This window comes from Mycobacterium sp. 94-17 (genome assembly GCF_035617725.1).
Lineage (GTDB): Bacteria > Actinomycetota > Actinomycetes > Mycobacteriales > Mycobacteriaceae > Mycobacterium.
In genome coordinates this window covers 98,830-121,171 of record NZ_JAPIYN010000018.1, presented here as the reverse complement: position 1 = coordinate 121,171, position 22,342 = coordinate 98,830, and the positions used below count along the sequence as shown (strand labels likewise).

Genomic DNA, 22,342 nt, shown 5'->3' with positions numbered 1-22,342 from the left:
CTTCGCCGCCCACGACACCTACGCCGACGACGGCGCCATGATCGACAAGGGCGTCGCCTTCGCCTCCAGCCACCTGGACGCGGGCAGCCCCGGCGCGACGTCGGTCTCGTCGCCGCACGGCGGGTTCGGAGAATAACCGGCCCACCGATTAGTCCCTGATGAAGCCTTTGTTGCGCATCAGGGCGTCGGCCAGGAACCCGTCGTGCGGGATATGCGCGGCATGCCACCACGTCGGATGGTGCCCGCAGTAGACATTGCCGACGGTCGGCTCGGCGAGCAGATCGTCGATCAGCGTCTCGTCGCCGGTGATCGCCGTGACGACCAATGACCGACGCAACGGCTCCATCCCGGCCCCCCGCGACCATGGCGACACCCACACGCAGGGGAAGGGCAGCTCGAGGTTGAGGGTATCCACGTCGGGGTCGGCCAGCAGATGCACGGCCGGGCGCAGCGCGGCATAGCCGTCGCCGAGGTCGGCGACCACCTGGTCGGCGCCGAGCAGCGGGGTCGACCCGGCGGCCCTGCCCGCCAGGAACTCTGCCAGGGCGCGCGCCTTCGCGACGGGCTGGGTGGGCAGGCTCGCACGTTCGTCGTCGGTGGGTAGGGGCTCGATGGCCGCCAGGCGTTCCGCGATCGCCCGGGCCAGGTCGGTGGGATCGCCCTCGTAGAGCACCGCCGTGGTGTTCACGCAGGCCATGCCGCCGTGGGCGGCGATCGAGTCGACGACGACGTCGAGGTGGTCGCGCCAATCCCGGTCGGCGGTGATCACGATCTTGGTGCGTCCCGGCCCGTTCACCAGCACCCTCGGGTCGCCCGCGTACTTGTCGACCACCTGCTGGCCGCCGTACACCATCGCGAGGTCGGCGGACCGGATGATCTCGTCCGCACCGCCATGGCCGGTGGGAAGATACGCGGCATCCTCGGCGCGAAACCCGGCCTGACGCAGCGCGCCGACCAGCCGATGCGCCGTCAGCGGCTCGCGCCGCGACGGACGCACCGCGACCCGGTAGCCCAGCGCCAGCGCCTGGGGCCAGAGCCCGTGCACGCCCGGGCCGTTTCCGGCCGCGTGCACGGCGAACACCTCGCCCCGGCGCACCCACACCGCGCCCCCCGCGCGGCTGCGCTCCTCCCGCCAGTCCATCGTCGCCCCCACCGGCCGCGCCGGCCGCACGGCGTCGAGCGCGCCGGCGACCGCGCCGGCCACACCGAGCGCCCCCGCGCGCGTGATCGCGATCGGCAGGCCCGAAATCCGCGCGGCCAGCCCGACGTAGGCCTCGAAGCCCAGGCCGGCGATCACGCCGCGGGCGAAGATGTCGGCGGCCCGGGACAGCGCGTCCGCGCGCTGAGTGGCCGGCAGCGGTGTGGCCTTGCGCTGCGCGACCAGCGTCCGCGAAACGTAGAGCGGCGGAACCATGCTCAACTCCGCCACCGGGGTGCCTGCGGTGGTGGTGATGACCTCGCGGTTACGGGTCCGGTATGCGCCGTCCGGCCCGAGCGCGTCTAGGGCTACCAAACCCGGTGCCGCATCAAGGCTTTCACTAACCACGCTCAGTACACGCCTTCGATGACGGCCTCGCCCTCGAACGTGGTCACCGGTCGCACCTCGCTGATCGAGTCGCTGAGTTCGCCCGCCGGCCCGGGCATCCTGATCGCCAGGTCGCGCTCCAGGTTGTTCGGCAGGAACATGCCCTTGCTGACGTGGTTCATCAGCACCTGGCCGCGCTGCCCGTACTGCACCCGTCGCCCGGTGCCGGGATCGACCACCCAGAATCCGACGTACGGGGTGCGCGGGTCGAAGACGAAGGCGTCGCCGTCGACGCGGGTGACCGCTTGGGACAGCACCATGGTGCTGCCGAACGACATGGTGATCGTCGTCGCCGGAAAGATGCCGCGCAGCAGGTCGAGCGTGTCGGCATCGACGTGCGCCCCGCTGAGCAGCAGGTAGCGGATTTTGTCGTTGACCAGGGCGACCACCTGATCGTCGCGGGCGATCGCCTCCAGCAACGGCGGGGTGGTGTGCAGGTTAGCGACGTGCTGGGTCCGCAACACGAAGACGGCCTGCTCGACGACGTGGTCCACATAGGCCGCCACCTCGGCGGCGGCGCCGCGGGCGGCCAGCTTCTTGACCCAGCGGGGATCGATGTCGATCGCGTGGAAGACCGCGCCGAGCCGCTGCGACACGTGCCGGGAAAAATAGCCGACACCGTGCGGTCCGCTGGGCATCAGGCAGAGAAAGCCCCCGCCGCGCCGAAACCCGCCCGCGGCGAAGTCCTCGGTTTGCCACGCGATCACCTGCGCGACCCAATCCGGCATCTGCACAGTGCGTTTCGGCGCGCCGGTGGTGCCGCCGGATTCGAAGATCAAGGGCAACGGTGGTGGGGATCCCTGTGCCGCGTAACCGCGAGGGACGAGGTGCTCCACTGGGACACTGCGCAATTCGTTGATCAGGTTGGGAAATAGCGCGAGATCGGCGAAGGTGCTGATGTCGGTGAGCGGGTTGAAGTCCAGCACACGGGCGGCCCGCAGCCAGAACGGCGAACCGGTGTCGTCGCCGAAGTGCCAGGCGATCGCCGCGCGCAGATAGGCCTCGGCATCCTCGACGGGTCCCGCGCGCGGGACGTCCAACAGCGAGAAGTCCACATCGGCCATGTCCCCGATACTGTCTCATGGTGGGCGCCTGCGCCAAGGGACGCCGGGCGGACGCGCACGCCCTCGTGTCGCTTTATCGCCTTATTTCACAAGAAGTTTCATCGCTGTGCACGCGATGTTCAGCGCGGTGCGGCGCTGCCGAGCATTGCCGTGATCGCCTCGTTGAAGCGGGGATAGATGTCGTCGTAGGTGCCGTCGCGCTCGGCGAACCGGAACATCTTGACGCGCTCCACCACGATCTCCTTGGCCTGCGGCTGCGTCTGCAGCAGCGTCATCGTCTCGGTGATGTACTCGTCGAGCGGCATCGCGCGGGGGTCGAATCCCCGCTCGCCCTGCAGCGCGGTCTGCACGTGTGGCGGAATGATCTCGATCACCTGCACCGAGGTGTCGCGCAGCTGGAACCGCAGCGACTCGGTATAGGAGTGCAGGGCCGCCTTGGCGGCGCAATAGGTCGGCGTGAGCGCGCTGGGCATGAAGGCCAGCCCGGACGTCACGTTGAGGATCGTGGCGCGCGGCTTGCGCAGCAGCGCCGGAAGCAGGGCCGAGGTCAGCCGGACGGGGCCCAGCAGGTTGACGAGGATGCTCTGCTCGGCCAGGCCGACGTTGCTGCCGGTCAGGTCCTCCACCCGCTGAATCCCGGCGTTGTTGACCACCACATTGAGGTCCGGGTAGCGGTCGGTCAGCTCGGTGGCGAAGCGGCGGATGTCGCCCGCGTCACCCTGATCGAGCGAGAGGGTCTGCATGCCCGGGTTGGCGTCCGCCACCGCGCGCAGGTGGTTGCCGCGCCGGGAGGCGATGATCACCTGGTTGCCCAACCGGTGGAACGATTCAGCCAGGCCACGGCCGATGCCGCTGCCGCCGCCGGTGACCAGAACGGTGTTTCCCGTCATCTGCATCGCGGTTCTCCTTCGGGTTTCGCCCGGGCTGGTGGGCGCTCGGCCGGCTCGGCCGACGTTGCGGAATGCCCCGATGGGAAGTCAGCTAACCACGATGCCCTATGCGCCCACGCGGTGTCACGAAAATGTCGGCGTCAAAGATTTCGGTCAGGCGGCCGGGCGGTTGTGTAGCCGCCGCGGGTCGACGCCCGTGCGATGCCACGCCGCGGCGGCCCAGCTAGTGTAAAGCGCTCGCACGGGCAGCCGGTTCAATAGCGGGTTGAGCGCTCGAACCGCGGCGGCGAACCGCTGAAAACGCTTCTCCCTCTTGGCATCCCACTGCAGCTGGCATACCTGGCGCATCTGCGGCGGCAGGGTTCCGACCACGACCAGCCGGATGTAGGCGTTCAGCGGCGCCGACAGGATCTTCCAGGCCGGCCCGGGGATGCGGCGCGGTCCCGGCACGCCCTTGCGGATGTAGCCGGTGCCGTATAGCACGGTCTTGTGCGGGACGAACCGATCGAGCATCTCGTCCCAGTAGGCCACGAAGTCGTCGTAGGTCTGCGGTTGTCCGCGGTCGCTGACGCCGTACAGGCTGTACCAGAGCTTGCCCTCGTTGAAGATCTGCTCCTTCTCGGCGTGCGACAGGCGGCGGATGAACGTGTCGGTGTTGTAGATGACCTGATCGACGAAGCTGGCGTGGGCCCAGTAGAACAGCTCCGGGTTCAGCGCGTGATATCTCGAACCGTCGCTGATACTGCCCTTGATCGTCCTGTGGAAGTCGCGCACCTTGCGGCCCCACTCGTGGGGCCGGTCGGAGTAGACGGTGTTCATCAGGGGCGGGGCGGTCCGCTTGGCCCTGCCCAGCGTGTCGCTGAAGATGACGGAGTGGTCGAGCACCCCCTGGGCCAGTTGTTCGATGCAGTTCTCCACCCCGGCGGTGCGCTGGAACCCGAAAAGCTGAGTCCGGTTGTCCCCGTAGAACTTCCAGATCAACGAATCCGGGCCGAGCTGCGGGGCGGCGTCGGCGACCTCGTCGTCGACGGGCATGGGCATCGCCTCGCGAACGCCGGCGTCGAAATGCGATCCGGCGGTCGCCGTGGCCCACCCGTCGTGCTGGGCGGTCATGCCCACCTCCTCGCCGGCGCACTGACCGCCGGCCATTGCGAACCAATGAAACAAAGCCGTATCTTTGTTCCAGCAGCCTAGCAAGCGCTCGCCGCCCTTGCACAGCCCGGGGAGTTGATACGATGCCGCCAATCATGCAGTCCGCGCCGGGCGCTGCCGCTACCTCGGCGTCTGCCGAGGCGCTCACCGATCTCGATCGCACCATTCTGGACACCGCGCGAACCGTGTTCGAAACCTACGGCGTGCGTCGCGCCAACATCGACGACGTCGCCGCCCGCGCCGGGGTCAGCCGCAGCACCATCTACCGCCGCTTTCCGACCAAGGAGAACCTGTTCGCCCAGGTGGTACGGCGCGAGGCGGCGCTCTTCTTCATCACCCTGGACCAAGCGACAGCGGGCTGTGACCCGCAACAGGCCGTGGTCGAGGCCTTCGCGCTCGGGGTGCGCCTGGTCCAGGACTCACCGCTGTATTCGCGGATCGCCGAAAGCGAACCCGAACTTTTCGGCATGTTCTCCCGATCGCGCGCCTTCCCGATTCGCCAGTTCGCCGACGGCATCGCCCACACCCTGCGGCGGTGCGGCGCCGACCTGCCCGGGCAGGACCTGGACAACATCGCCGACATTTTGCTGCGCGTCGCGCTCGGCATCATCGTCTTTCCCACCGACCGCCTCGACACCTCCAACGCGGCGGCGGTCCGCGAGTACGCCACCCGCTACCTGGTTCCGATCATCAGCCGGGCCCAGGTTCGCTGACGGGCCCGGCCCCGGGCCGAACCGTGGCCCTCGGCGTAGGCTGCGAACGGGGACTGACCCGAGCCGCGGCTTCGCGGCTTGCCATGCGATTTCTGGCTTCCGGCTTGGCATTTGATCGAAGGAGTAGGCATGACCGACGTGCACATCTCGCTGCCCCCCGCGCTCCGGCGAGCGCTGGATCTGCTCATCGACCCGCCGGCCGAACCCGACGTCAGCCGCGGTTACCTGGACCTGCTCGGCGCCGGCGTGAGCGGGGACGGCGCAGTCGAGAAGAACACCGGCCCGATCCAGGCGGCGTGGGCCTCGCCGATCGGATCGATGCTCTACGACAACGCCCAGGCGCTCTCCCGGCGCTGGATCAGCGCGTGGCAACTGCCGCTGGAGTGGTTGGACGTCCCGCAGGGCGGCATCGCCCTGGACGTCGGCTCAGGCCCCGGCAACGTCACCGCGTCGCTGGCGCGCGCCGCCGGTCCGGAGGGGCTGGCCCTCGGTGTCGATATCTCCGAACCCATGCTCGCCCGCGCCGTACGCAACGAGGCCGGGCCGCAGGTCGGCTTCATCAAGGCTGATGCGCAACGACTTCCGCTGCGCGACAGCGTGATTGACGTGGCGGTGTCGACCGCCGTGCTGCAACTGGTGCCGAACCCGGCCACCGCCCTCGCCGAGATCGCGCGCGTGCTGCGGCCCGGCGGCAGGCTGGCCGTCATGGTCCCGACCGCCGGGCGTATCGCCCGGTATTGGCAGATGCTGCCCAGCGTGGGTGCGCACGCGTTCGACGACGACGAAATCGGCGATACCTTGGAACGCAACGGTTTTGCCAGCGTGCGGGTGAAGAACCTGGGCACGTTCCAGTGGGTGCGCGGCAAGAAGGGCTGACCCCCGGGGCTTTCCGGCGGCCGGAGCTAGTCCGGCGACTGCGCCAACACGGCGAGCCGGTCCATGGACTCGCGCAACATGTCGGGCGTCGTCGCGCGAGCGCGCTCGAGGCGGGTGGGGTCGGTAAGCTCGGTCCAGTCGTAGGTGTGGGTCACCGTGGTGAGCTCGGCGTTGACCGGGCTGAGCTCCCAGCGCCACAGGTGCCCCGGCGGCTGCTTGTTGGGTTCGGCTGGGCGCCAGGCAATCTTGCTGCCCTCCACGAACTCGGTGACGTGGTTCTCCCGGACCGCACCCGTGGTCAGCGTCGTCTTGAAGACGTCGCCCACCCGATGAACACGCTGGCCGGCAGCGGCCGAGGCCAGGTTGTTGTTGCCGTCCCAGCTCGGCTGGCGGCTCGGGTCAGCGATCAGTTCGAAAATCCGGGCGGCGTTCGCTGACATCACGCGGGTTGCGCTGACAACGCGATCCAGTTCCATATCGGACATGTCGCTATCCAAGCACGTCGGGCGGCCCGGTGCGCTCGTGGCTTGGGCCCGGACCATTGAGGACCTTCGGCCGTTGTGGCGCCGACGGGCCGGGTGCGACGGTAGTCAGCGCCGGGACAACCCGGTGGTCTGTCCGAAGCGCAGAGAGCCCAGTCTTGGGCTCCTACCAAGTCGAGCCACCGCAAGGGCCCGCTTGACCCATCGTCACAGCATGGGGTTCTGCCTTCGGACAGACCTTCACGCTTCCCGGACCGTCAGCAGCGCTCGACGCCCCTGGTCATCAGGCGCGGACCGGCGGCCGCGCGCCGCCCCTTGATCTTGAGCACCGCATGCACCGCCTCGAAAGCGCGCGCCCTCAGCGGCGCGACCACGTCGAAAGTGGCGGGAGCCTGGCCGACCCAGGCCGGAAGTGTAGCCACAGTGTGTTCCTTTGTTCTTCGGCATATTCGCCGATTCATTCAATTGCACCGCAACCGTTTGACGGCGGTGCCGCGCCGCGGTAAACGTCACGAAACGCCCCATGTGGCGTACGCCACACTTGCGAGATAACGTTCGGGACGCAACAGTGCGTCTAGTGAAAACCCTTGAACCGGCGTAAATAGCCCGGCAATCGATGTGCCGGCAACGTTTTCGGCCAGTCATCGGGGCGGAAATAGGCGTCAGTACCGCCGTCCACGAATACTACACTGCCGCAGAGAAAGTCGGCGGCATCCGACAGCATAAAGCACATCCAGTCAGCCATGTGTCCCGCGTCACCGAAGCCGCCTACCGGAACGGGGAACGACCGGACGGCTTTGGCCTGCCTGGGATCCGACAACTGTTCCTGCAGCAGCGGGGTCATGATCGCGCCGGGCGAGAGCGCGTTCAGGCGCACGCCCGACCCGGCCCACTCGGGCAGTACCGCGTGTCTGCGCACCCAGCGGCTGACGGCGATCTTGGACGCCCCGTACATCATCGTCGGTGCCGCCGGACCCAACAGCCGCACCGCTCGCACCGCCTTGTCGCCATCATGGGCAAGCAGCGCCTTGACCACACGGCGCGGCACCGCGGGTATCGTTGTTGTTGAATTACTGCCCACCACAACAACTTTCGCGCTACCAGCGCCGGCCAGCGCGGCGCGCCAGGCGACGAGCAGTTCGACGACGCCGAAGTAGTTGACCGCGGCGATCTGGCGAATGCGGTCGCGTCCGGGGCCGGGACCGAGGCCGGCCGCCAGCACCGCACCGTCGAGTGTGCCGCCCGAGGCCGCCAGGACGGCGTCGGCCGCCCCTGTGCGCCCGTGGGGGGTCGACAGGTCGGCCACGACGTCGGCGTTCTTGATGTCGACACCGATGACGGTGTGCCCGTTGTCGCGAAGACGCCGGGCGGTCTCACGGCCCATCCCGGAAGCCGCCCCGGTAATGGCGTAGGTCCCCATTGACTCCTCCGTTTCGCGGGGCGGCGCCGGGGCGGGTCAGTTCGCCGCCGCGGCCTTCTCGACGTCGAGCAGTTGCTCGCCACGCCGTTCCTCGTCGTAGGCCTTGCGCCCGCCCCGCAGGCCGAACAGCCGCTTCGAGATCAGTAGGTAGATCACCGCGGCGACGTTGATGGTGAAGGTGACCGCCCGGGTCATCGTGATGCCTTTGGCCAGGTCGTGGATCTCGAGCGGCAGGAAGACCGAGGTGGCTATCACCGCGAAGTATTCGCCCCAGCGCTTCAGCAGCCACAGGCCGACCCCCTCGACGACCTCGAGCAGCGCGTAGCCGGCCAGCATCAAGGTCAGCAGCACCAGGGTGGACGGCTTGGCGGCCAGCGCCTTCTCCAGCTCGTGCACGATGGTCATCTGATCGACCTTGAATCCCGCGGCGCGGAAGATCGGCAGGTCGCGATCGAGCGTGGCCTGGATGGCTCCGCGCGCACCGCGGAACTTCCACACCGCGTAGGCCGCCAGCGCGATCACCACCGCCCGGAACAAGCGCTCCACCGCCAGCACGCGGATGATGATGGCCTGGCGTAACGCCTTGCCGCGCAGGATCATCGGCGCGTCTTCGGCGCGGCCACGTCCGTGCGGCCCACCGACGGTGAATTCGCCGCACCGCAAGCAGCGCCACACCTCGCCCAGCCCGGTGCTGCCGCTCAGCCGGTCTGCGAGCGACTTGTCGTCGGGTGCATAGGTAGCGTGCCCGGCGACGGCGCAGGTGACCAGCTCCCACCGGTTGTGCCGGCGTTGTGTGCCCATGGCCGGATCATTCATGGCGAGCGGTCGGCCACGCAAGGGGGCACGCACAACCGTCGTCAGAAGCGCGACCTGCTGCGCGCACATCGGGCGGTGGGAAGCACCGACCCGAGCAGTCCGGTCAGGTCGGCGACTGCGATCTCGTCGAGCCGGGCCACCGCGCCGACGATATCGTCGCGCAGCCGCTCGTCACAGAAGGGTTCAGCGAGCCAGCCGAACTTATCCACGACGCGCTCCCAGGACATCGGCCGGGTGGGCGATCCCTCGTAATCCGACTGTTCGCGGTTGAACTCTCGCCCGTCATCCGCGATCACGTGCACCCGCGCCGCCGTGCGTTGCGGGTATTCGGCGGTCAGATCGTCCGCGGGCCTGACTTCCACGCGTGCCAACAAGTCCTGAACATCGCGTTGCGAAACACGTTCCCGTTCAAGCTGTTCGGGGCCGACGGCACCGTCGAGCAGTGCGACCGCCGCCAGGTACTTGAGGTTGTAGTCGGCCTGCTCTTTGGTGATCGGATGCCGTTTGTCGCCATACGCACCGCCGCCGGCGAAGTCGTATGCACCCTGAAAGACCTGGATGATCACGCGGGTGACATCCGGACCGCGTAAATCGTTCTCGTCGCGGATGGCCAGCACCGCGTCGATCACGACCTGGCCGTGGATAAGTGAGCAGTATTTCTTCAAATAGGTCTGCTCGACACAGCGCAGACCGCGGTCGCCGGTGCGCAGGTCGATGGGCTGATCGAACAGCTGCACCAACCCGTGTGGACCCTCGAACAGCGTTCTGGGCCCGGTGATGCCGCGTGCGGCCAGCAGTGTCGTATACACGGCCCGCATGCCGGTGATCGCCGGCGAGATGCCTTTCCAGTTCGACACCGGTTCGGTGTGCACCGTCGCCAAGGACACGTTGTCGGCCGCCGCGGCGGCGATGGCGTTCGCGGTCTGTTCGGCGTTGAGCCCCAGCAGCTTTGCGCTGCCGGCCGCGACCGACATCGACAGTTGCAGCGCGTGGTTGAGGCCGCGTGCCATGACGGGAACCGCTGCGCTGAAACGGCATTGGACTTCGTAGGCTACCGCCAGCGCCAGCAGAAAGTCACCGCCGCCGGCGCCGGTGTGCTCGGCCACGGCCAGGACCGCGCCGGCATTGTCGGCGGGATGGCAGAGTCCGCCCTCGGTCAGATAGGTGTCGAGGAGATCGGGATAGCGCACCAGCACCGCGTTGAAGAATGCGGCCTGGTCCACCGACGCTCGCCCGCCGCCGACCAGGGTGGTCGTCGGGACGCCACCGAACTGGGTGGCGTGGTCACGAATCGTCGCGACGATCTTGCCGTCCAGGGAACCGACGGCGCAGGCGATGCTGTCGAGCACGTTGCGTTTCATCAACGCGCGCGCGTGCGCGGTGAGGTCCGACGGCGCCGCATTGACGACGAACGCGGCGAGATCCTCCACGATGTAGCTCTGTCCCATGAGTTTCGCCCTTCCTGCCGCATCCCACGAAACCGCGGCAACCGGCCACCGTCCAGGACAAGTTGCCTATAAGTGCTCGGCAGAACTTCCTACCGCTGTTCAGTGCGGTCGAGCGCAGTCCGATGGGGATCGTCGGGCGGGATCCACCAGTGCCCGGCGGGAGGTCGCCGCCAGTTTCGGCTCTGCGCCAGTTCCAGCAGTGCCTCCCCCAGATGCTTTACCCCGGGCCGGTCGTCGTCGTCGCGGTGCACCAATGACCACGTCCACAGCGGCACCGGCTCGGCGATGGCCCGTCGGCCCAAACTCGGTGGACAGACGGCGTTGTGCCGCTTGGGCGAAGCGAGAACCGGGGCGCCGATTCGGCGCACGTGGGCGTAAAACGCGTCGCCGGTGACGCCGCCGTCGTCAATCCCGACCACGCGTGCGCCGGTCGTGACTGCGAACTCACCGGCGAAGCGGTTCCAGGAAGTCCAGGCCGACTCGTCCGCATCTAGTAGGACGGTAAGCTCGCGTGCCGCAACGGGTTCAGCCGAGCCCACACCCGGGGCGACCGCATGCAACGGTTCGGCGCGCACCAGGTGCGTCGTCAGTCCGCGCTCCCGCGCCTGTTGTGCGGTGACCCAGGTCAGCGCGGCATCCAGGGTGCCCTCCGCCACGCGATCGGCCTGCACGTGTGAGGGCAGCACCCACTCGTCGATGCGCAACGAAACCGCCGGCGCCAGTGCGGCGGTAATGTCTTCGGGCAACCAGCTGACGTAACCCAGCCGCACGGGAGCGCTGTCGGCGGCCGCCCGCCGCAACCGGCCCGTGGCCTCGTCGGCCAGTGCCAGCATCCTGCGCGCATCCGGCAGCAAAGCGCGCCCGGCCGCGCTGAGCCGGACGCTGCGCCTGTCTCGCACGAACAGGTCCGCCCCCAGTTCGCGTTCCAGGGCGATGATCTGTTGCGACAGCGCCGGCCCCGAGATGTGTATCCGCTTGGCCGCCCGCCCGAAATGCAGCTCCTCGGCAACCGCGACGAAGTAGCGCAGCTGCCGCAGTTCCATGGGGACAATTTTAAGTGGGTTGCCCGGGGTAGTGGCCCTGATGATTCCTCGCCCATCACGGCGGCGTAGCGCCGAGCTGGGCCGTCTCGCCGGTCAGGCGCTGTCCGATGTCGCGGATCTGGCGGGCGCTCAGCGCGCAGAGCGGGTGCACGGCCACCATCAGGGCAACGCGTCCCCGGTCGTCGAACGCCGGGGCGGCGATCGTCACCACGGGTTGTTTGCGCCGGCCCGGATTGTCGTCGGAGAGGAACCCGATGGTGGTGAACTCGACCAGCAACTGGTCCATGATGTGGCGCACCGGAGTCGGCATGTCGCTGCTGTCCAGCGTGCCGACCACCTGAACCGCCTGCGCCAGCGCCGGGGTCGTCCAGTCGACGTCGAATCCCCGCTTCCGCGTGTGCGCCAGCACCTGCCGCAGGCGCTGGGTGCGGTCGGGATTGTCGCCGGCGCCGCGCCGGATCCACGCGCGTTGCTCCTCCTCGGTGTCCCAGGCCGCCATCGCGACCCCGAACGGCGGCGCGTACGGGATGCGGTCACCCGGGATGCCCGACGGCTGCGTGGCGGGCTCCCCCTCAAAGGCGGTGACCACCAGGGAATCACCGAATTTCTCGACCACCGAACAGGCGTAGCCGACCTCTCGGGAGAGCCGCAGCGCCGCGGAGCGTGCCGCGTGCGCCAGCGGCCGGGCGGTGTCCGTGCGGGCGGCCACGACGGCGAGCGCGGGACCGAGCGCGAAGGTTTTCACAACCGGATCGCGACTGGCCCATCCGCGGTCGCACAACGTCTTCAGGATCGCGTGCGCGGTCGCCTGGGTCAGATCGAGCTCGCGCACCACGTCGGAGAAGCGAAGCCGCCCATGCGGCGACCGCGCCAGCAGCTCGACGACATCGAGCACCCGGGCGGTCGGCGCTGACGTCGAACCGCGAATCGCTTGACTCCTCTGCGCGAGCGTTCCTACAGTTGAACGAACATTCGAGATTCTATATCGATTATTCGAGAAAGGGCAGTATTGCGCGCTGTGGTGTTACGCGACGGCCGGCTGCGGGTCCGCGAGACTCCGGACCCCGAGCCCGGGCCGGGCGAGTTGTTGCTGCGCACGTTGAGCACCGCGATCTGCGCCTCCGACGTGCACTTCATGGACCATCCCGAGCTCGCCGTCGACGACCCGACCGGCCGCTCCCTCTACGACACCGGGCGCGACATCGTGCTCGGCCACGAATTCGTCGGTGAGGTCGTCGGGCACGGCTCCGGCTGCACCGACCAGTTCGCCGTCGGGACGCGCGTGACCGCCATGCCCGTGCGGCTGGTCGACGGTGGCGCAGGCGGGATGCGCATCATCGGCCAACATCCGGAAGCCCAAGGCAGTTTCGGTGAACTGCTGGTGGTTTCGGAAGTGGCGGCCAAACCCGTGCCGGGCGGGGTGTCCAGCGACGCGGTGGCGTTGACCGACGCGTTCGCGGTCGGCGAGTTCTACGTGCGTTCGGCACGGCTGCAACACGGCGAGGTCCCCATCGTCATCGGCGCGGGAGCGATCGGGCTTTCGGCCGTCGCGGCCCTGGCCGGGCGCGGCATCGAACCGATCGTCGTCGCGGACTTCCAGGCCGACCGGCTCCGGCTGGCCCGTGACCGCTTCGGCGCGCATGTCGGCGTCGACGCGAGCGAGCGATCCCCCTTCGAGGCTTTCAACGAGGTACGTGCGCAACGCGGATTGCCCGGCCCGGCGGTCATATTCGAATGCGTGGGCGCGTCCGGGCTCATCCAGACTTTGGTCGAGTCCGCCGAAATGGGCACCCACATCTACTGCGCGGGCGGCTGGTACACCGGCGACACTCTCGACATCACCACCGCCACCCGCCAGGGGGTGACGATTCAGTTCGGTGGCGGCCCGCACCCGCAGGACTGGTACGGCACGCTCGACGCCATCGTGGCGGGCAGGTTGGATCCGCTGCCCAGCGTCGGCATGGTCATCGGCCTCGACGAGGTGCCCGAAGCACTCGAGCACGCCCGCAGGTCAGACGGTCCGCCCCGGATCGTCGTTCACCCCAACGGAGCTGTCTCATGACCGAACGCGAAGACCACCAAGATATTTCAGACCTTCTGGTGCGCTACGCCACGGGAATCGACCGACGCGACTGGCCGCTGTTTCGCACCGTCTTCACCGACGACTGCCAACTCGACTACGGCGAGATCGGCACCTGGAACGGCGTCGACGCCGTCACCGACTTCATGGAGCAGGTGCACGCCCTGGCGGGCCACACGTTGCACCGCCTGACCAATCAGGCCATCACGCTCGACGGCGACCACGCCACCGCGCGCACCTACATCGACGGCCTGATCATGGCTGGCGACAACAACTCCGGCGTGAACGCGATCGGCTTCTACGACGACGAACTGGTACGCACCGAAGGGGGCTGGCGCCTCGCCCGGCGGCGTTACACACAGGTCCGCATCACGACGGTCGGGGGCGGGTAGATGACGTTCGCGACGAAATACGGGCCGTGGGCGCTGGTGGCCGGCGCCTCCGACGGCGTAGGCGCGGCGTTCGCCGAAGGGCTCGCCCAGCGCGGCGTCGACGTGGTGCTGCTGGCCCGCCGGCAGGCCGTTCTCGACCGCGTTGCCGCCGACATCGCGGCCAAGACTTCCGCGCAAACCCGCGCCGTCGCAATCGATCTCGCGCAGCCCGGTGCGGCCGCGGCGGTCGCCGCGGCCACTGGTGACCTGGAGATCGGAATGCTGGTGTACTGCGCGGGAGCCGACCCGAATTTCGCGCCGTTCCTTGACAACTCGCTCGAAGCGGCCGAGGCGATGGTGCAGCGAAACTGCATGGTTCCCATGCAGCTGTGTCACCATTTCGCGCCCGCGATGGCCGAGCGGGGCCGCGGCGGCATCGTCATCTTCGGTTCCGGCGCCGGGCTGGCCGGCGGGCCGAACATGGTCGCGTACGGCGCCTCCAAAGCGTTCGACATGGTCTTAGCCGAGGCGCTCTGGGCGGAACTGCACGGCAAGGGTGTCGACGTGCTGGGCCTCATCCTGGGCAAGACGGACACGCCTGCGCTACGCGAAGTCGAATACAGCCGCGGCCAGATCGGCTCACGCGATGAGGCGCCGCAGGACGCGGGGGCAGTGTCCGAGGTCATCGCCGAGGCGTTCGAGAACCTCGGCAACGGCCCGACCCTGATGGTGGGCGACACCATGCGCGCCGCCGCACAGCTGCTGGCGTCGCTGAGCCGCAACCAGGCTGTGCAGCTCTTCACCCAGGCAGCCGCGGCAGCCATGGGCCCCGGCTAGCGACGAGGTTTGCCAAAGTTCGAAATCAGGGCGTCCTAACTTTGCCATCCACAGCGCCCTGTTCAGCAAATATGGGTCCGTCAGCACCGCTCCCGTGGCCCACACGCCACGTTGCTGACACGGAACGTCGCGGGTACCTTGGGTAACCGGTGCGCGACGGCAACCGAGCCGTAGCCGATCGATCGCCACCCCACCCGAAGGATGACGATGCTCGCCATGGACAGGCCCACGGCCACCGTCTCGACGGCACGCTGGCAACGCCGCACCCTGACCCGCTCGGGACTGATCACAGGTGCATTCGTCGTTCCGGCGGTGGTCGTCCGCATCGCCGGCCTTCATACCGGCGCGGTGCCCGCGCTGCTGATCTTCGGCGCGGCGGTGGTGGCGGCCAGCTTCCTGCTGGCGTGGGCGGCCGAGGCCGCGCAGATCGACGTCTCCGGTGGGCTGGCGACAGCGCTGCTCGCCCTCATCGCGGTGCTGCCCGAATACGCCGTCGACCTCTACTACGCCTATGTGTCCGGCCACAACGCGGACTACACGCAGTACGCCGCCGCCAACATGACCGGGTCCAACCGGTTGTTGATGGGTCTGGGCTGGCCCGTCGTGGTGCTGGTGAGCATCATGGTCGCGCGCAGGTCCGGTTCGCGGAAATCCACCGGTCTGACGCTGGAACCGGCGAACCGGGTCGAACTCGGATTCCTGTTGATCGCCGGCGTCCTCGCGTTCGTGATCCCGGCGAGCGGCCAGATCCACTTCGGGCTGGGGCTGGCGTTGCTGGCCTGGTTCGGGTTCTACCTCTACAAGATCAGCCACGGCGACGTCGAAGAACCCGAGCTGATCGGCACCGCGGCCGCGCTGGGCGACCTGCCCGACGGCCGGCGGCGCGTCGTCGTGGTCGGCCTGTTCCTGGTGTCGGGCGCGGTGATTCTGCTGTGCGCCAAGCCCTTTGCCGATAATCTCGTGGCCGCGGGCACCGAGCTCGGCATCAACCGCTTCTTGCTGGTGCAGTGGCTGGCCCCGCTCGCCTCCGAGGCGCCGGAGTTCATCATCGCGACCATCTTCGCCACCCGGGGCAAGGGCACGGCGGCCATCGCCACGCTGATCTCCTCCAAGGTCAACCAGTGGACGCTGCTGATCGGGTCGCTGCCGATCGCCCACCTGCTGGGCGGCGGCGGGTTCTCCCTACAACTCGACTCCCGCCAGGTGGAGGAGGTGCTGCTCACCGCGACCCAAACCATGATGGGGGTGGCCCTGATCCTGGCGCTGCGATTCCACCGCGCCGCCGCGTGCACCCTGCTGGCGCTGTTCGTCGTGCAGTTCCCCATCTTCTCCACACAGGGGCGGCTGTTGCTCTGCGGTGTCTACACGGCGGTGGCCGTCGCCGGGCTCATCGTCAACCGCCGCCACCTCGTCGGCACGCTCTGCGCACCGTTTTTGGGCAGGGCCGTTCGGCACACCGGCCACCCTCATCACGAATCGGAAGGTTCCACCTACCCCGGCTAGCCCGCCGGGCCAGCAAACGGTCGATAGTCGCGCTTCGCACCGGTTTGCCGCCCATCCTTGGCCACTGGGGGCGCGACCGAAACGGCGGTGCTCGGGTGGCGATGTCGGAACCGGCATGCGCGACCTGCGGCACCGCGTTGCGCGCCGACGCAAAGTTCTGCCACGAGTGCGGGTCACCGACGGCGGTCTCCGCCAAGCCGGCGGAGTACAAGCACGTGACGGTGCTGTTCGCCGACGTCGTGCGTTCGATGGACCTCGCCTCCGCGGTAGGCGCCGAACGGCTACGCGAGATCATGGGCGAACTCGTCGAGCGCGCGGCGGCACTGCAACGATTCGGCGGCCGAGTGGACAAATTCACCGGCGACGGCGCACCGGCGATGTCGACGACGCGATCGAGCTGTTGCGCCCCGCGCTCGAGGAGGAGTACGCCAGGACCGACCTGATCTTCGTCGGGGCGACCTCCGCCGCGCTGGTGCGGGCGCAGCTGCGCCGGGGCGGGCCCTTAGACCTCGCTGAGGCGCGGCGAACGATCGACCGGCTGGCGGCCACTCCCAAGGAGCCGGGCTTCGTCATGCACGACCTGTGGCTTCTGCCGATGCGCGCGCTCGAGGCGCGGGCGCGCGGTGACGAGCCGGCTTATCGCGACTATCGCGACCGCTATCGCGCGATAGCGAATTCTCTTGGCTTCGAAGGGCACATCGCCCGGGCGCAGTCAATGGTGTGACCCGCCTGCGCCCCGATTCACGCTGCGTATACGGTCCGGGTATGAATCGAGTGTCGGTAATCACAGGCGGCGCGGGTGGCATGGGCCTGGCCACGGCGAAAATCATCGGCCGCGACCACACCGTGGTGCTGTGCGACGTCAGGCAGGACCGCTTGACATCCGCGGCCGAGGCCCTGCGGGATCTCGGGATCGCCGCGACGGTCGTCGACTGCGACGTCACGGACCGGCGCGCCGTTGCGGCCCTGCTCGACACGGCGGGTGCGCTCGGGACGGTCGCCTCGGTGATCCACACCGCGGGGGTGAGCCCGAGCATGGGTCCTGCCGACTATGTGATGCGGACCAACGCCGTCGGCACGGTCAACGTCAACGAACAGTTCTTCGCTGTCGCGGGCGAGGGCGCGGTGATCGTCAACGTGGCATCCATGGCGGCGCACCTGCTGCCCGCGGAATTCGTTCCCACACAACAGTTTCCATTGGCACTCAGCGACGACGGCCAGGCATTCTGGGGCGCCATGATGGCGGCGTGCGACCCGATTCCCGAGGACGCGCGCTCCGGCTACGCCTACGCCCTGAGCAAGAGCTTCGTGAAGTGGTACAGCCAGTCGCAGGCCGAGCGATTCAATGCCCGCGGAGTGCGCATCGTCTCGGTGTCTCCGGGATCCGTCGACACCGAGATGGGTCGGCTCGAAGAGCATGCCGGCGCGGGCGCGATGGTCGCCGACGCCGCCGTGCCGCGGTGGGGCAAGCCGGAAGAGATGGCCGAGTTGCTCGCCTTCTGCGCTAGCGAGCGGGCCGGATACCTCACCGGCACAGACATTCTCAACGACGGCGGAGTGGTCGCCTCGATGGCTGAACGCGCCCGGGTGGCCGCCGCCGGCGAAAGCTAGACTAGGTAGTACAGCTCGGAGTGCGGGGTGAGTTCAGGGGCGCCGGCGAAGGTTTCCGTGGCCTTGCGCCCGGCCAGCCTGTTGTGGGCGTAGCGCACCGCCTTGAGGGTCGCCGAAAATTCCTCTTCCTCTTCGGGGAAGACCTGCTCGGCCGGGAACCAACGCTGGAAGCCGACGTTGGTCAAAACGCCGAGCGTGTCGGGGCGCACCCCGGCGAGCAGCACGGTGACGCCGCGGGCGGTCACCTCGCGCAGGAAATGCTCGATGCGCTCGATGCAGACCACATCCGGATGGCGCACCCGCTTGAGCCGCAACACCACGAAGGCGATGTCCTTCTCCCGGACTCGCCCGCCGATCCTCGCCAGGTATCGGTCCAATTCGGGTGCGGCCCCGAAGAACAGCTCGCCTTCCAGATCATAGATGACGATCGAGGAGTCTCCCGCATCGCCCGGAATGCGCTCGCGCACCACACGTTCGGGCGTGACGACGAGTTCCTTCGATTTCAGCTTGGCCGCCCGCGGCACGAACAGCAGGATCGACAGCACCACCCCGAGAAGCACCGATTTGTCGAGGTCGACGGCGATGCCCGTGAAAGCGGTGACGATCACCAACCCGGCGTCATAGCGGGAAGCCCTGAGGGTGTATGCCAGGCGCTTGAAGTCCACCAGCCGCGCGGCCGTCACGAGTAACAGCCCGGCCAGTGCCGCCTGTGGAACGTAGCGCAGCAGCGGGGCGAACAGCAGCAGGGCTGCGGCAACCGTTGCGGCCGAGACGATTCCGGAGAACCGTGTCGCGGCACCGGACTGGAAGTTGATCGCCGATCTGGACAGCGATCCCGAACCGGGCAGGCTCTGGAAGAAGCCGCCGGTCAGGTTGGCCAGACCTTCGGCCATGATCTGCCGGTTGTAGTCGATCTTCTGTTGTGTCTGGTAGGCAATGGCTTTGGCGATCGACAGCGCCTCGATGATGCCGACGAAGGCGATCGCCAGCGCGCCCGTCGACAGGTGCGGCAGCCACTCCGTGTGGACCTCGGGTACATGCGGACCGGGTAGGCTGCGCGGGATCTTGGCGGCCACCGACACCGCGGCGTGCCCGTTCGAGCCCGGCGTCGACCACCCGGCGAGGTACGCGATGAGAGCGGTGATGACGAGCACCGCGAGCATGTCGACCTGCGGCCATCCGTACCGCCGCACCAGCTTGCGTAACACGACCGAAAGGACCACGGCGGCCACGCTCAATGCCATTGCGCGGTAATTGATGTGATCGCCGTGGGTCAGGGTGAGCCAGACGCGGCGCAGCACCTGCATGTGGCCGTTGCCCTTGTCGCGGACGCCCAGCACGTTGCCCAGCTGTCCGATGGCGAGCAGAAAGGCTGCGGCCGCCATGAAGCCGATGATGACCGATTCGGATATGTAGCGGGTGAGGTTGCCGAGCCTGAGCAGGCTGATCACGATCTGAAATGCGCCGACCAGCACGGCCAGCAGGAACAGCGCCTCGAAGAGTTCCTTGGAGTTTTCCGAGTCGATGAAGGCCAGCGCGGTGAACACCAGCAGCGAGATGGCGCTCGTCGGGCCGTTGATCAGATGCGACGACGATCCGAAGATCGAGGCGACGACGGTCACGACGATCGCCGAGTAGACGCCGAATCTCGGGTCGACCCCGGCGATCAGGGCATAGGCCATCGCCTGGGGAAACGAAATGGCGGCGACGGTCAGGCCGGCGATCACATCATGCCGGCCCTTCACCAAGCCGTAATTGACTCGCACACCCACGTTTTCGCCGTCTTCCGCTAGGCGCCCGACGCCGCGTTCGGCGCCGAGATCGTGTCCAGAATTCCGTTGCTGCCGAAGAACTGTTCCCGGGCGTCACTCCAGTCCTTGGCGATGGCGCCGATCGGGAACAGCGTGAGCGGGCGCAGCCGGTCGGCGTGCTTGGCCAGGATCGTCGGTTTGATTGGGCGATAGCCGTACTGCGCCACCAACTCCTGTGCGGCGTCGGTGAAGAGGTAATCGAGATAGGCCTTCGCGTGGGCCGCTGCCCGGGGATCGGTCACGTTCGCGTCGACCCAGGCCACGGCGGGCTGCGCGAGGATGCTGACCGGCGGGTAGACGAGCTCCAGCTCGTCGTTGTTGGCAGCGACCTCACGCAGGGCCTCGTTCTCCCACGTCAGCTGGACATCACCGATCTTGGCCAGGGCGAAGGTGTCTCCGGCGCTGCGGGCCCCCGCATCGGAAGCCGCGACGTGCTGCAGTAGCGACCGCACGTAGGCGGTGGCCTGTGCCGGGCTGCCGCCGCGTGTGGTGACCGCGCCCCAGGCCGCCAGCACGCTCAGCTGACCGTTGCCGGAACTCCGCGGGTCGGGCGACACCACGGCCACGTTGGAATTGATCAGGTCGGGCCAGTCATGAATTCCCTTGGGATTGCCCTTGCGGACGACGAAGACGATGGTCGACGTGTACGGCACCGAGGCGTTGGGCAGCCGCTGCTGCCAGTTGCGTGCGATCAGGCCCCGTTTGCTGAGCGTGTCGATGTCACTGATCAGGGCCAGCGACACGACCGAAGCCCTTTGACCGCCGTCGAGCACGCTGGAAAGCTGGCGTCCCGAGCCGCCGTGAGACTCCTTGATGTGCAGCGTGGTTCCGTTGTGTGCGTGGTATTCGGCGACGAAGTCCTTATCCAGCGCCGCATACAATTCGCGCGTCGGGTCGTAGGAGACGTTGAAGAGGTCGTTCGTCTTGTCATCGGGGGCGTTCTTGACCACGATGGCCGTCGCCGCAACGAGGACGGCGACGACACCGATGATGTTGAGCCAGTTGATCCGCAACCGCGGTTGAAGACGCTTGAACAGCGGACGCACTTCAACCATCGGAGCGTCCTCTCAGGGCCACACCCCAGACCAACTCGTCGGGTTCCAACATTTTTAAGTATGTTAACGATCGGTCCAGTTGGCGGCAGCCCTGAGAATCACCCTGAAGATAACTGCGCACGTCTGCCACGGGGGCGGTCGAGAGCCCTTCGATCCTGTGGAACGACCGCATATTCTGGTCCAATGCCGCAACTGGTGTTGCGTGACCGCCTGATCGCGCTCGAAGTCCCGAGCGAGGATGTGGCCCGCGGACGCGCGCTGCGAAAGACCGTCCCGCGACGCTCACTGGCGCGGCTGAGCCCGTCAGCGCGATCGGCCACCGAAATCCTTGTCGCCCAAAACGCCGACCGGCTTGGCGACCTCGTCCCGCTGCGCTTCGCGCGTATGCTCGCCGACCCGTTCTCGTTCTACCGGGGATCGGCGGCGGTGATGGCCGCCGACCTCGCCGCCAGCCCGACGAGCGGAATCGAAATCATGTGCTGCGGCGACGCTCATGTATCGAATTTCGGCTTGTACGCCGCACCGCACCGCTCGATCGTCTTCGACCTGAACGACTTTGACGAGGCCGCCGTCGCGCCCGCGGAATGGGACGTCAAACGCCTGGTCACCAGCGCGATCATCGGTGGCCGCTACGCCGGCTACCGCGCCAAGGCCATCCGCCGCTGTGTCGAGCAGGCGTTGCAGGGCTACCAGCGGAGCCTGGAGGCGATGCTCGAGGAGATGGACGTCCTGGACCGCTATTACCTGCGGGTGGAGCCCGAGCGCTACACCGGGCAGGTATCCAAGGGCCTACAGGCGGTGATCCAGAAGACGATATCCCGGGCGCGCACCCGGACGTCCGCACGAGTCTTCAAGCAGATCACCGAGATTGGCCCCGACGGGACACCCCGGCTCCGCGAGGCACCGCCCATTCTCCAGCACGTTGACGAAGAGGTCGAAGCTCCACTGCTGGAATCGATCGAAGCATACCTGGCCACCGTCCCCGCCGATGTCGCACTGCTGCTGTCTCATTTCCGCGTGACCGACATAGCGCTGCGGGTAGTCGGCGTCGGCAGTGTCGGCACCCGTTGTTACCTGGCCATCTTGGTCGGCCCCAACGAGACACCCCTGATCCTGCAGATAAAAGAGGCCACTCGATCGGTGCTCGAGGAATACGGCGGCTGGCCGCAGCCGAACACACTGACCGCAGCCGTTGATGCCAAGGGCCACGGGGTGCGCGTCGTCGATGGCCAGCAGATCCTGCAAGCCATGTCCGACGTGTTTCTCGGTGCGACACGCAAGGACGGCCGCGACTACTACGTTCGTCAGTTCCACGACATGAAGGGCACCATCGACATCGAGGGCATGTCGGCGGCCACGTTCACCGAGTACGTCGTCGCCTGTGCGGTGCTGCTGGCGCGGGCGCATTCACAGAGCGCGAACGCCTCCATCCTGCGTGGATATGTCGGCACCAACGACAGCGTGCACGACGCGGTGGCCGAATGGTCGTACGCATACGCGGACAAATCGCTCGACGACTTTCATCAGCTGCGCGCGGCGGCAGCTGCCGGCGATATCGAGGTCGCCAACGACCCGGCCCATTGAG

Annotated in this window: 22 protein-coding genes and 2 pseudogenes; 11 read left to right on the top strand and 13 right to left on the bottom strand. The window is 67.8% G+C overall.

Annotated elements, in window-relative coordinates:
- A pseudogene (locus OQ789_RS19815) lies at window positions 1-136 on the top strand (cutinase family protein); the annotation flags it as partial.
- Between the two features lie 12 nt (window positions 137-148).
- Here the strand turns inward: OQ789_RS19815 and OQ789_RS19810 are convergent.
- The 4 genes from OQ789_RS19810 to OQ789_RS19795 all read right to left on the bottom strand — a co-directional run bounded on the left by OQ789_RS19810 (window position 149) and on the right by OQ789_RS19795 (window position 4,652).
- Window positions 149-1,513, bottom strand: a complete 1,365-nt coding sequence (locus tag OQ789_RS19810; protein ID WP_324687818.1) for an aldehyde dehydrogenase family protein — start codon at window positions 1,511-1,513, stop codon at window positions 149-151.
- Window positions 1,514-1,548: 35 nt separating this feature from the next.
- Window positions 1,549-2,649 (bottom strand): phenazine antibiotic biosynthesis protein, encoded by a 1,101-nt coding sequence (locus tag OQ789_RS19805; RefSeq protein WP_324687802.1) that lies wholly within the window; start codon window positions 2,647-2,649, stop codon window positions 1,549-1,551.
- Between the two features lie 119 nt (window positions 2,650-2,768).
- On the bottom strand, window positions 2,769-3,545 hold the full coding sequence (locus OQ789_RS19800) for an SDR family oxidoreductase (RefSeq protein WP_324687801.1): 777 nt from the start codon (window positions 3,543-3,545) through the stop codon (window positions 2,769-2,771).
- Window positions 3,546-3,692: 147 nt separating this feature from the next.
- Window positions 3,693-4,652, bottom strand: coding sequence for an oxygenase MpaB family protein (locus OQ789_RS19795; RefSeq protein WP_324687800.1), 960 nt, complete (start codon window positions 4,650-4,652; stop codon window positions 3,693-3,695).
- Between the two features lie 134 nt (window positions 4,653-4,786).
- Here OQ789_RS19795 and OQ789_RS19790 point away from each other — a divergent pair, with 134 nt between their 5' ends.
- Both OQ789_RS19790 and OQ789_RS19785 read left to right on the top strand, forming a co-directional pair.
- Window positions 4,787-5,404: a helix-turn-helix domain-containing protein gene (locus tag OQ789_RS19790; RefSeq protein ID WP_324687799.1), complete on the top strand. Its 618-nt coding sequence runs from the start codon at window positions 4,787-4,789 to the stop codon at window positions 5,402-5,404.
- A 129-nt stretch (window positions 5,405-5,533) separates the two neighbouring features.
- Window positions 5,534-6,280 (top strand): methyltransferase domain-containing protein, encoded by a 747-nt coding sequence (locus OQ789_RS19785; RefSeq protein WP_324687798.1) that lies wholly within the window; start codon window positions 5,534-5,536, stop codon window positions 6,278-6,280.
- 26 nt (window positions 6,281-6,306) lie between these two features.
- Here OQ789_RS19785 and OQ789_RS19780 read toward each other — a convergent pair whose 3' ends face one another.
- The 7 genes from OQ789_RS19780 to OQ789_RS19750 form a co-directional block, all read right to left on the bottom strand.
- Entirely contained in the window at window positions 6,307-6,765 is a 459-nt protein-coding gene (locus OQ789_RS19780; protein ID WP_324687797.1) for an SRPBCC family protein, read from the bottom strand.
- A gap of 254 nt (window positions 6,766-7,019) precedes the next feature.
- Window positions 7,020-7,184: a hypothetical protein gene (locus tag OQ789_RS19775; protein WP_324687796.1), complete on the bottom strand. Its 165-nt coding sequence runs from the start codon at window positions 7,182-7,184 to the stop codon at window positions 7,020-7,022.
- A gap of 152 nt (window positions 7,185-7,336) precedes the next feature.
- A complete protein-coding gene (locus OQ789_RS19770; protein WP_324687795.1) occupies window positions 7,337-8,182 on the bottom strand; it encodes an SDR family oxidoreductase in 846 nt (281 codons plus the stop codon).
- 36 nt (window positions 8,183-8,218) lie between these two features.
- Window positions 8,219-8,983: a DUF2127 domain-containing protein gene (locus OQ789_RS19765; RefSeq protein WP_324687794.1), complete on the bottom strand. Its 765-nt coding sequence runs from the start codon at window positions 8,981-8,983 to the stop codon at window positions 8,219-8,221.
- A 56-nt stretch (window positions 8,984-9,039) separates the two neighbouring features.
- The gene (locus tag OQ789_RS19760; RefSeq protein ID WP_324687817.1) at window positions 9,040-10,428 is read right to left on the bottom strand and encodes an MmgE/PrpD family protein; all 1,389 of its coding nucleotides are present in this window, start codon (window positions 10,426-10,428) and stop codon (window positions 9,040-9,042) included.
- A gap of 107 nt (window positions 10,429-10,535) precedes the next feature.
- Entirely contained in the window at window positions 10,536-11,489 is a 954-nt protein-coding gene (locus OQ789_RS19755) for a LysR family transcriptional regulator (protein WP_324687793.1), read from the bottom strand.
- 55 nt (window positions 11,490-11,544) lie between these two features.
- Window positions 11,545-12,384: a helix-turn-helix domain-containing protein gene (locus tag OQ789_RS19750; RefSeq protein WP_324687792.1), complete on the bottom strand. Its 840-nt coding sequence runs from the start codon at window positions 12,382-12,384 to the stop codon at window positions 11,545-11,547.
- Between the two features lie 123 nt (window positions 12,385-12,507).
- Between OQ789_RS19750 and OQ789_RS19745 the strand changes: the two genes are divergently transcribed.
- From OQ789_RS19745 to OQ789_RS19715, 7 genes and pseudogenes are all read left to right on the top strand, one after another.
- Entirely contained in the window at window positions 12,508-13,551 is a 1,044-nt protein-coding gene (locus OQ789_RS19745) for a zinc-binding dehydrogenase (RefSeq protein ID WP_324687791.1), read from the top strand.
- Complete coding sequence (locus OQ789_RS19740) at window positions 13,548-13,961, top strand: nuclear transport factor 2 family protein (RefSeq protein ID WP_324687790.1); 414 nt, start codon at window positions 13,548-13,550, stop codon at window positions 13,959-13,961. The genes OQ789_RS19745 and OQ789_RS19740 overlap by 4 nt, the downstream gene beginning before the upstream one ends.
- A complete protein-coding gene (locus tag OQ789_RS19735; RefSeq protein WP_324687789.1) occupies window positions 13,962-14,777 on the top strand; it encodes an SDR family NAD(P)-dependent oxidoreductase in 816 nt (271 codons plus the stop codon).
- 216 nt (window positions 14,778-14,993) lie between these two features.
- Window positions 14,994-16,280, top strand: coding sequence for a sodium:proton exchanger (locus tag OQ789_RS19730; RefSeq protein WP_420716154.1), 1,287 nt, complete (start codon window positions 14,994-14,996; stop codon window positions 16,278-16,280).
- A 101-nt stretch (window positions 16,281-16,381) separates the two neighbouring features.
- Window positions 16,382-16,660: pseudogene (locus OQ789_RS19725) on the top strand (zinc-ribbon domain-containing protein); the annotation flags it as partial.
- A gap of 20 nt (window positions 16,661-16,680) precedes the next feature.
- Window positions 16,681-17,004 (top strand): hypothetical protein, encoded by a 324-nt coding sequence (locus OQ789_RS19720; protein WP_324687787.1) that lies wholly within the window; start codon window positions 16,681-16,683, stop codon window positions 17,002-17,004.
- Between the two features lie 41 nt (window positions 17,005-17,045).
- On the top strand, window positions 17,046-17,891 hold the full coding sequence (locus OQ789_RS19715; RefSeq protein ID WP_324687786.1) for an SDR family oxidoreductase: 846 nt from the start codon (window positions 17,046-17,048) through the stop codon (window positions 17,889-17,891).
- On the opposite strand, the gene OQ789_RS19710 is transcribed toward OQ789_RS19715, so the two are convergent.
- Complete coding sequence (locus OQ789_RS19710) at window positions 17,888-19,663, bottom strand: SulP family inorganic anion transporter (protein WP_324687785.1); 1,776 nt, start codon at window positions 19,661-19,663, stop codon at window positions 17,888-17,890. The genes OQ789_RS19715 and OQ789_RS19710 overlap by 4 nt on opposite strands.
- A 17-nt stretch (window positions 19,664-19,680) precedes the next feature.
- Window positions 19,681-20,757 carry a sulfate ABC transporter substrate-binding protein gene (locus tag OQ789_RS19705; RefSeq protein WP_324687784.1) on the bottom strand — a complete coding sequence of 359 codons (1,077 nt, stop codon included), beginning with the start codon at window positions 20,755-20,757 and terminating at the stop codon, window positions 19,681-19,683.
- 183 nt (window positions 20,758-20,940) lie between these two features.
- Between OQ789_RS19705 and OQ789_RS19700 the strand changes: the two genes are divergently transcribed.
- The gene (locus tag OQ789_RS19700) at window positions 20,941-22,341 is read left to right on the top strand and encodes a DUF2252 domain-containing protein (protein WP_324687783.1); all 1,401 of its coding nucleotides are present in this window, start codon (window positions 20,941-20,943) and stop codon (window positions 22,339-22,341) included.
- The last annotated feature ends 1 nt before the right edge of the window (window position 22,342 follow it).

What these genes read in the sequence shown, in the direction of transcription:
- OQ789_RS19805 (WP_324687802.1), bottom strand. Translation starts at nt 2,649, where the DNA reads ATGGCCGATGTGGACTTCTCGCTGTTGGACGTCCCGCGCGCGGGACCC.
- OQ789_RS19800 (WP_324687801.1), bottom strand. Translation starts at nt 3,545, where the DNA reads ATGCAGATGACGGGAAACACCGTTCTGGTCACCGGCGGCGGCAGCGGC.
- OQ789_RS19795 (WP_324687800.1), bottom strand. Translation starts at nt 4,652, where the DNA reads ATGACCGCCCAGCACGACGGGTGGGCCACGGCGACCGCCGGATCGCAT.
- OQ789_RS19790 (WP_324687799.1), top strand. Translation starts at nt 4,787, where the DNA reads ATGCAGTCCGCGCCGGGCGCTGCCGCTACCTCGGCGTCTGCCGAGGCG.
- OQ789_RS19785 (WP_324687798.1), top strand. Translation starts at nt 5,534, where the DNA reads ATGACCGACGTGCACATCTCGCTGCCCCCCGCGCTCCGGCGAGCGCTG.
- OQ789_RS19780 (WP_324687797.1), bottom strand. Translation starts at nt 6,765, where the DNA reads ATGTCCGATATGGAACTGGATCGCGTTGTCAGCGCAACCCGCGTGATG.
- OQ789_RS19770 (WP_324687795.1), bottom strand. Translation starts at nt 8,182, where the DNA reads ATGGGGACCTACGCCATTACCGGGGCGGCTTCCGGGATGGGCCGTGAG.
- OQ789_RS19765 (WP_324687794.1), bottom strand. Translation starts at nt 8,983, where the DNA reads ATGGGCACACAACGCCGGCACAACCGGTGGGAGCTGGTCACCTGCGCC.
- OQ789_RS19755 (WP_324687793.1), bottom strand. Translation starts at nt 11,489, where the DNA reads ATGGAACTGCGGCAGCTGCGCTACTTCGTCGCGGTTGCCGAGGAGCTG.
- OQ789_RS19740 (WP_324687790.1), top strand. Translation starts at nt 13,548, where the DNA reads ATGACCGAACGCGAAGACCACCAAGATATTTCAGACCTTCTGGTGCGC.
- OQ789_RS19735 (WP_324687789.1), top strand. Translation starts at nt 13,962, where the DNA reads ATGACGTTCGCGACGAAATACGGGCCGTGGGCGCTGGTGGCCGGCGCC.
- OQ789_RS19730 (WP_420716154.1), top strand. Translation starts at nt 14,994, where the DNA reads ATGGACAGGCCCACGGCCACCGTCTCGACGGCACGCTGGCAACGCCGC.
- OQ789_RS19715 (WP_324687786.1), top strand. Translation starts at nt 17,046, where the DNA reads ATGAATCGAGTGTCGGTAATCACAGGCGGCGCGGGTGGCATGGGCCTG.
- OQ789_RS19705 (WP_324687784.1), bottom strand. Translation starts at nt 20,757, where the DNA reads ATGGTTGAAGTGCGTCCGCTGTTCAAGCGTCTTCAACCGCGGTTGCGG.
- OQ789_RS19700 (WP_324687783.1), top strand. Translation starts at nt 20,941, where the DNA reads ATGCCGCAACTGGTGTTGCGTGACCGCCTGATCGCGCTCGAAGTCCCG.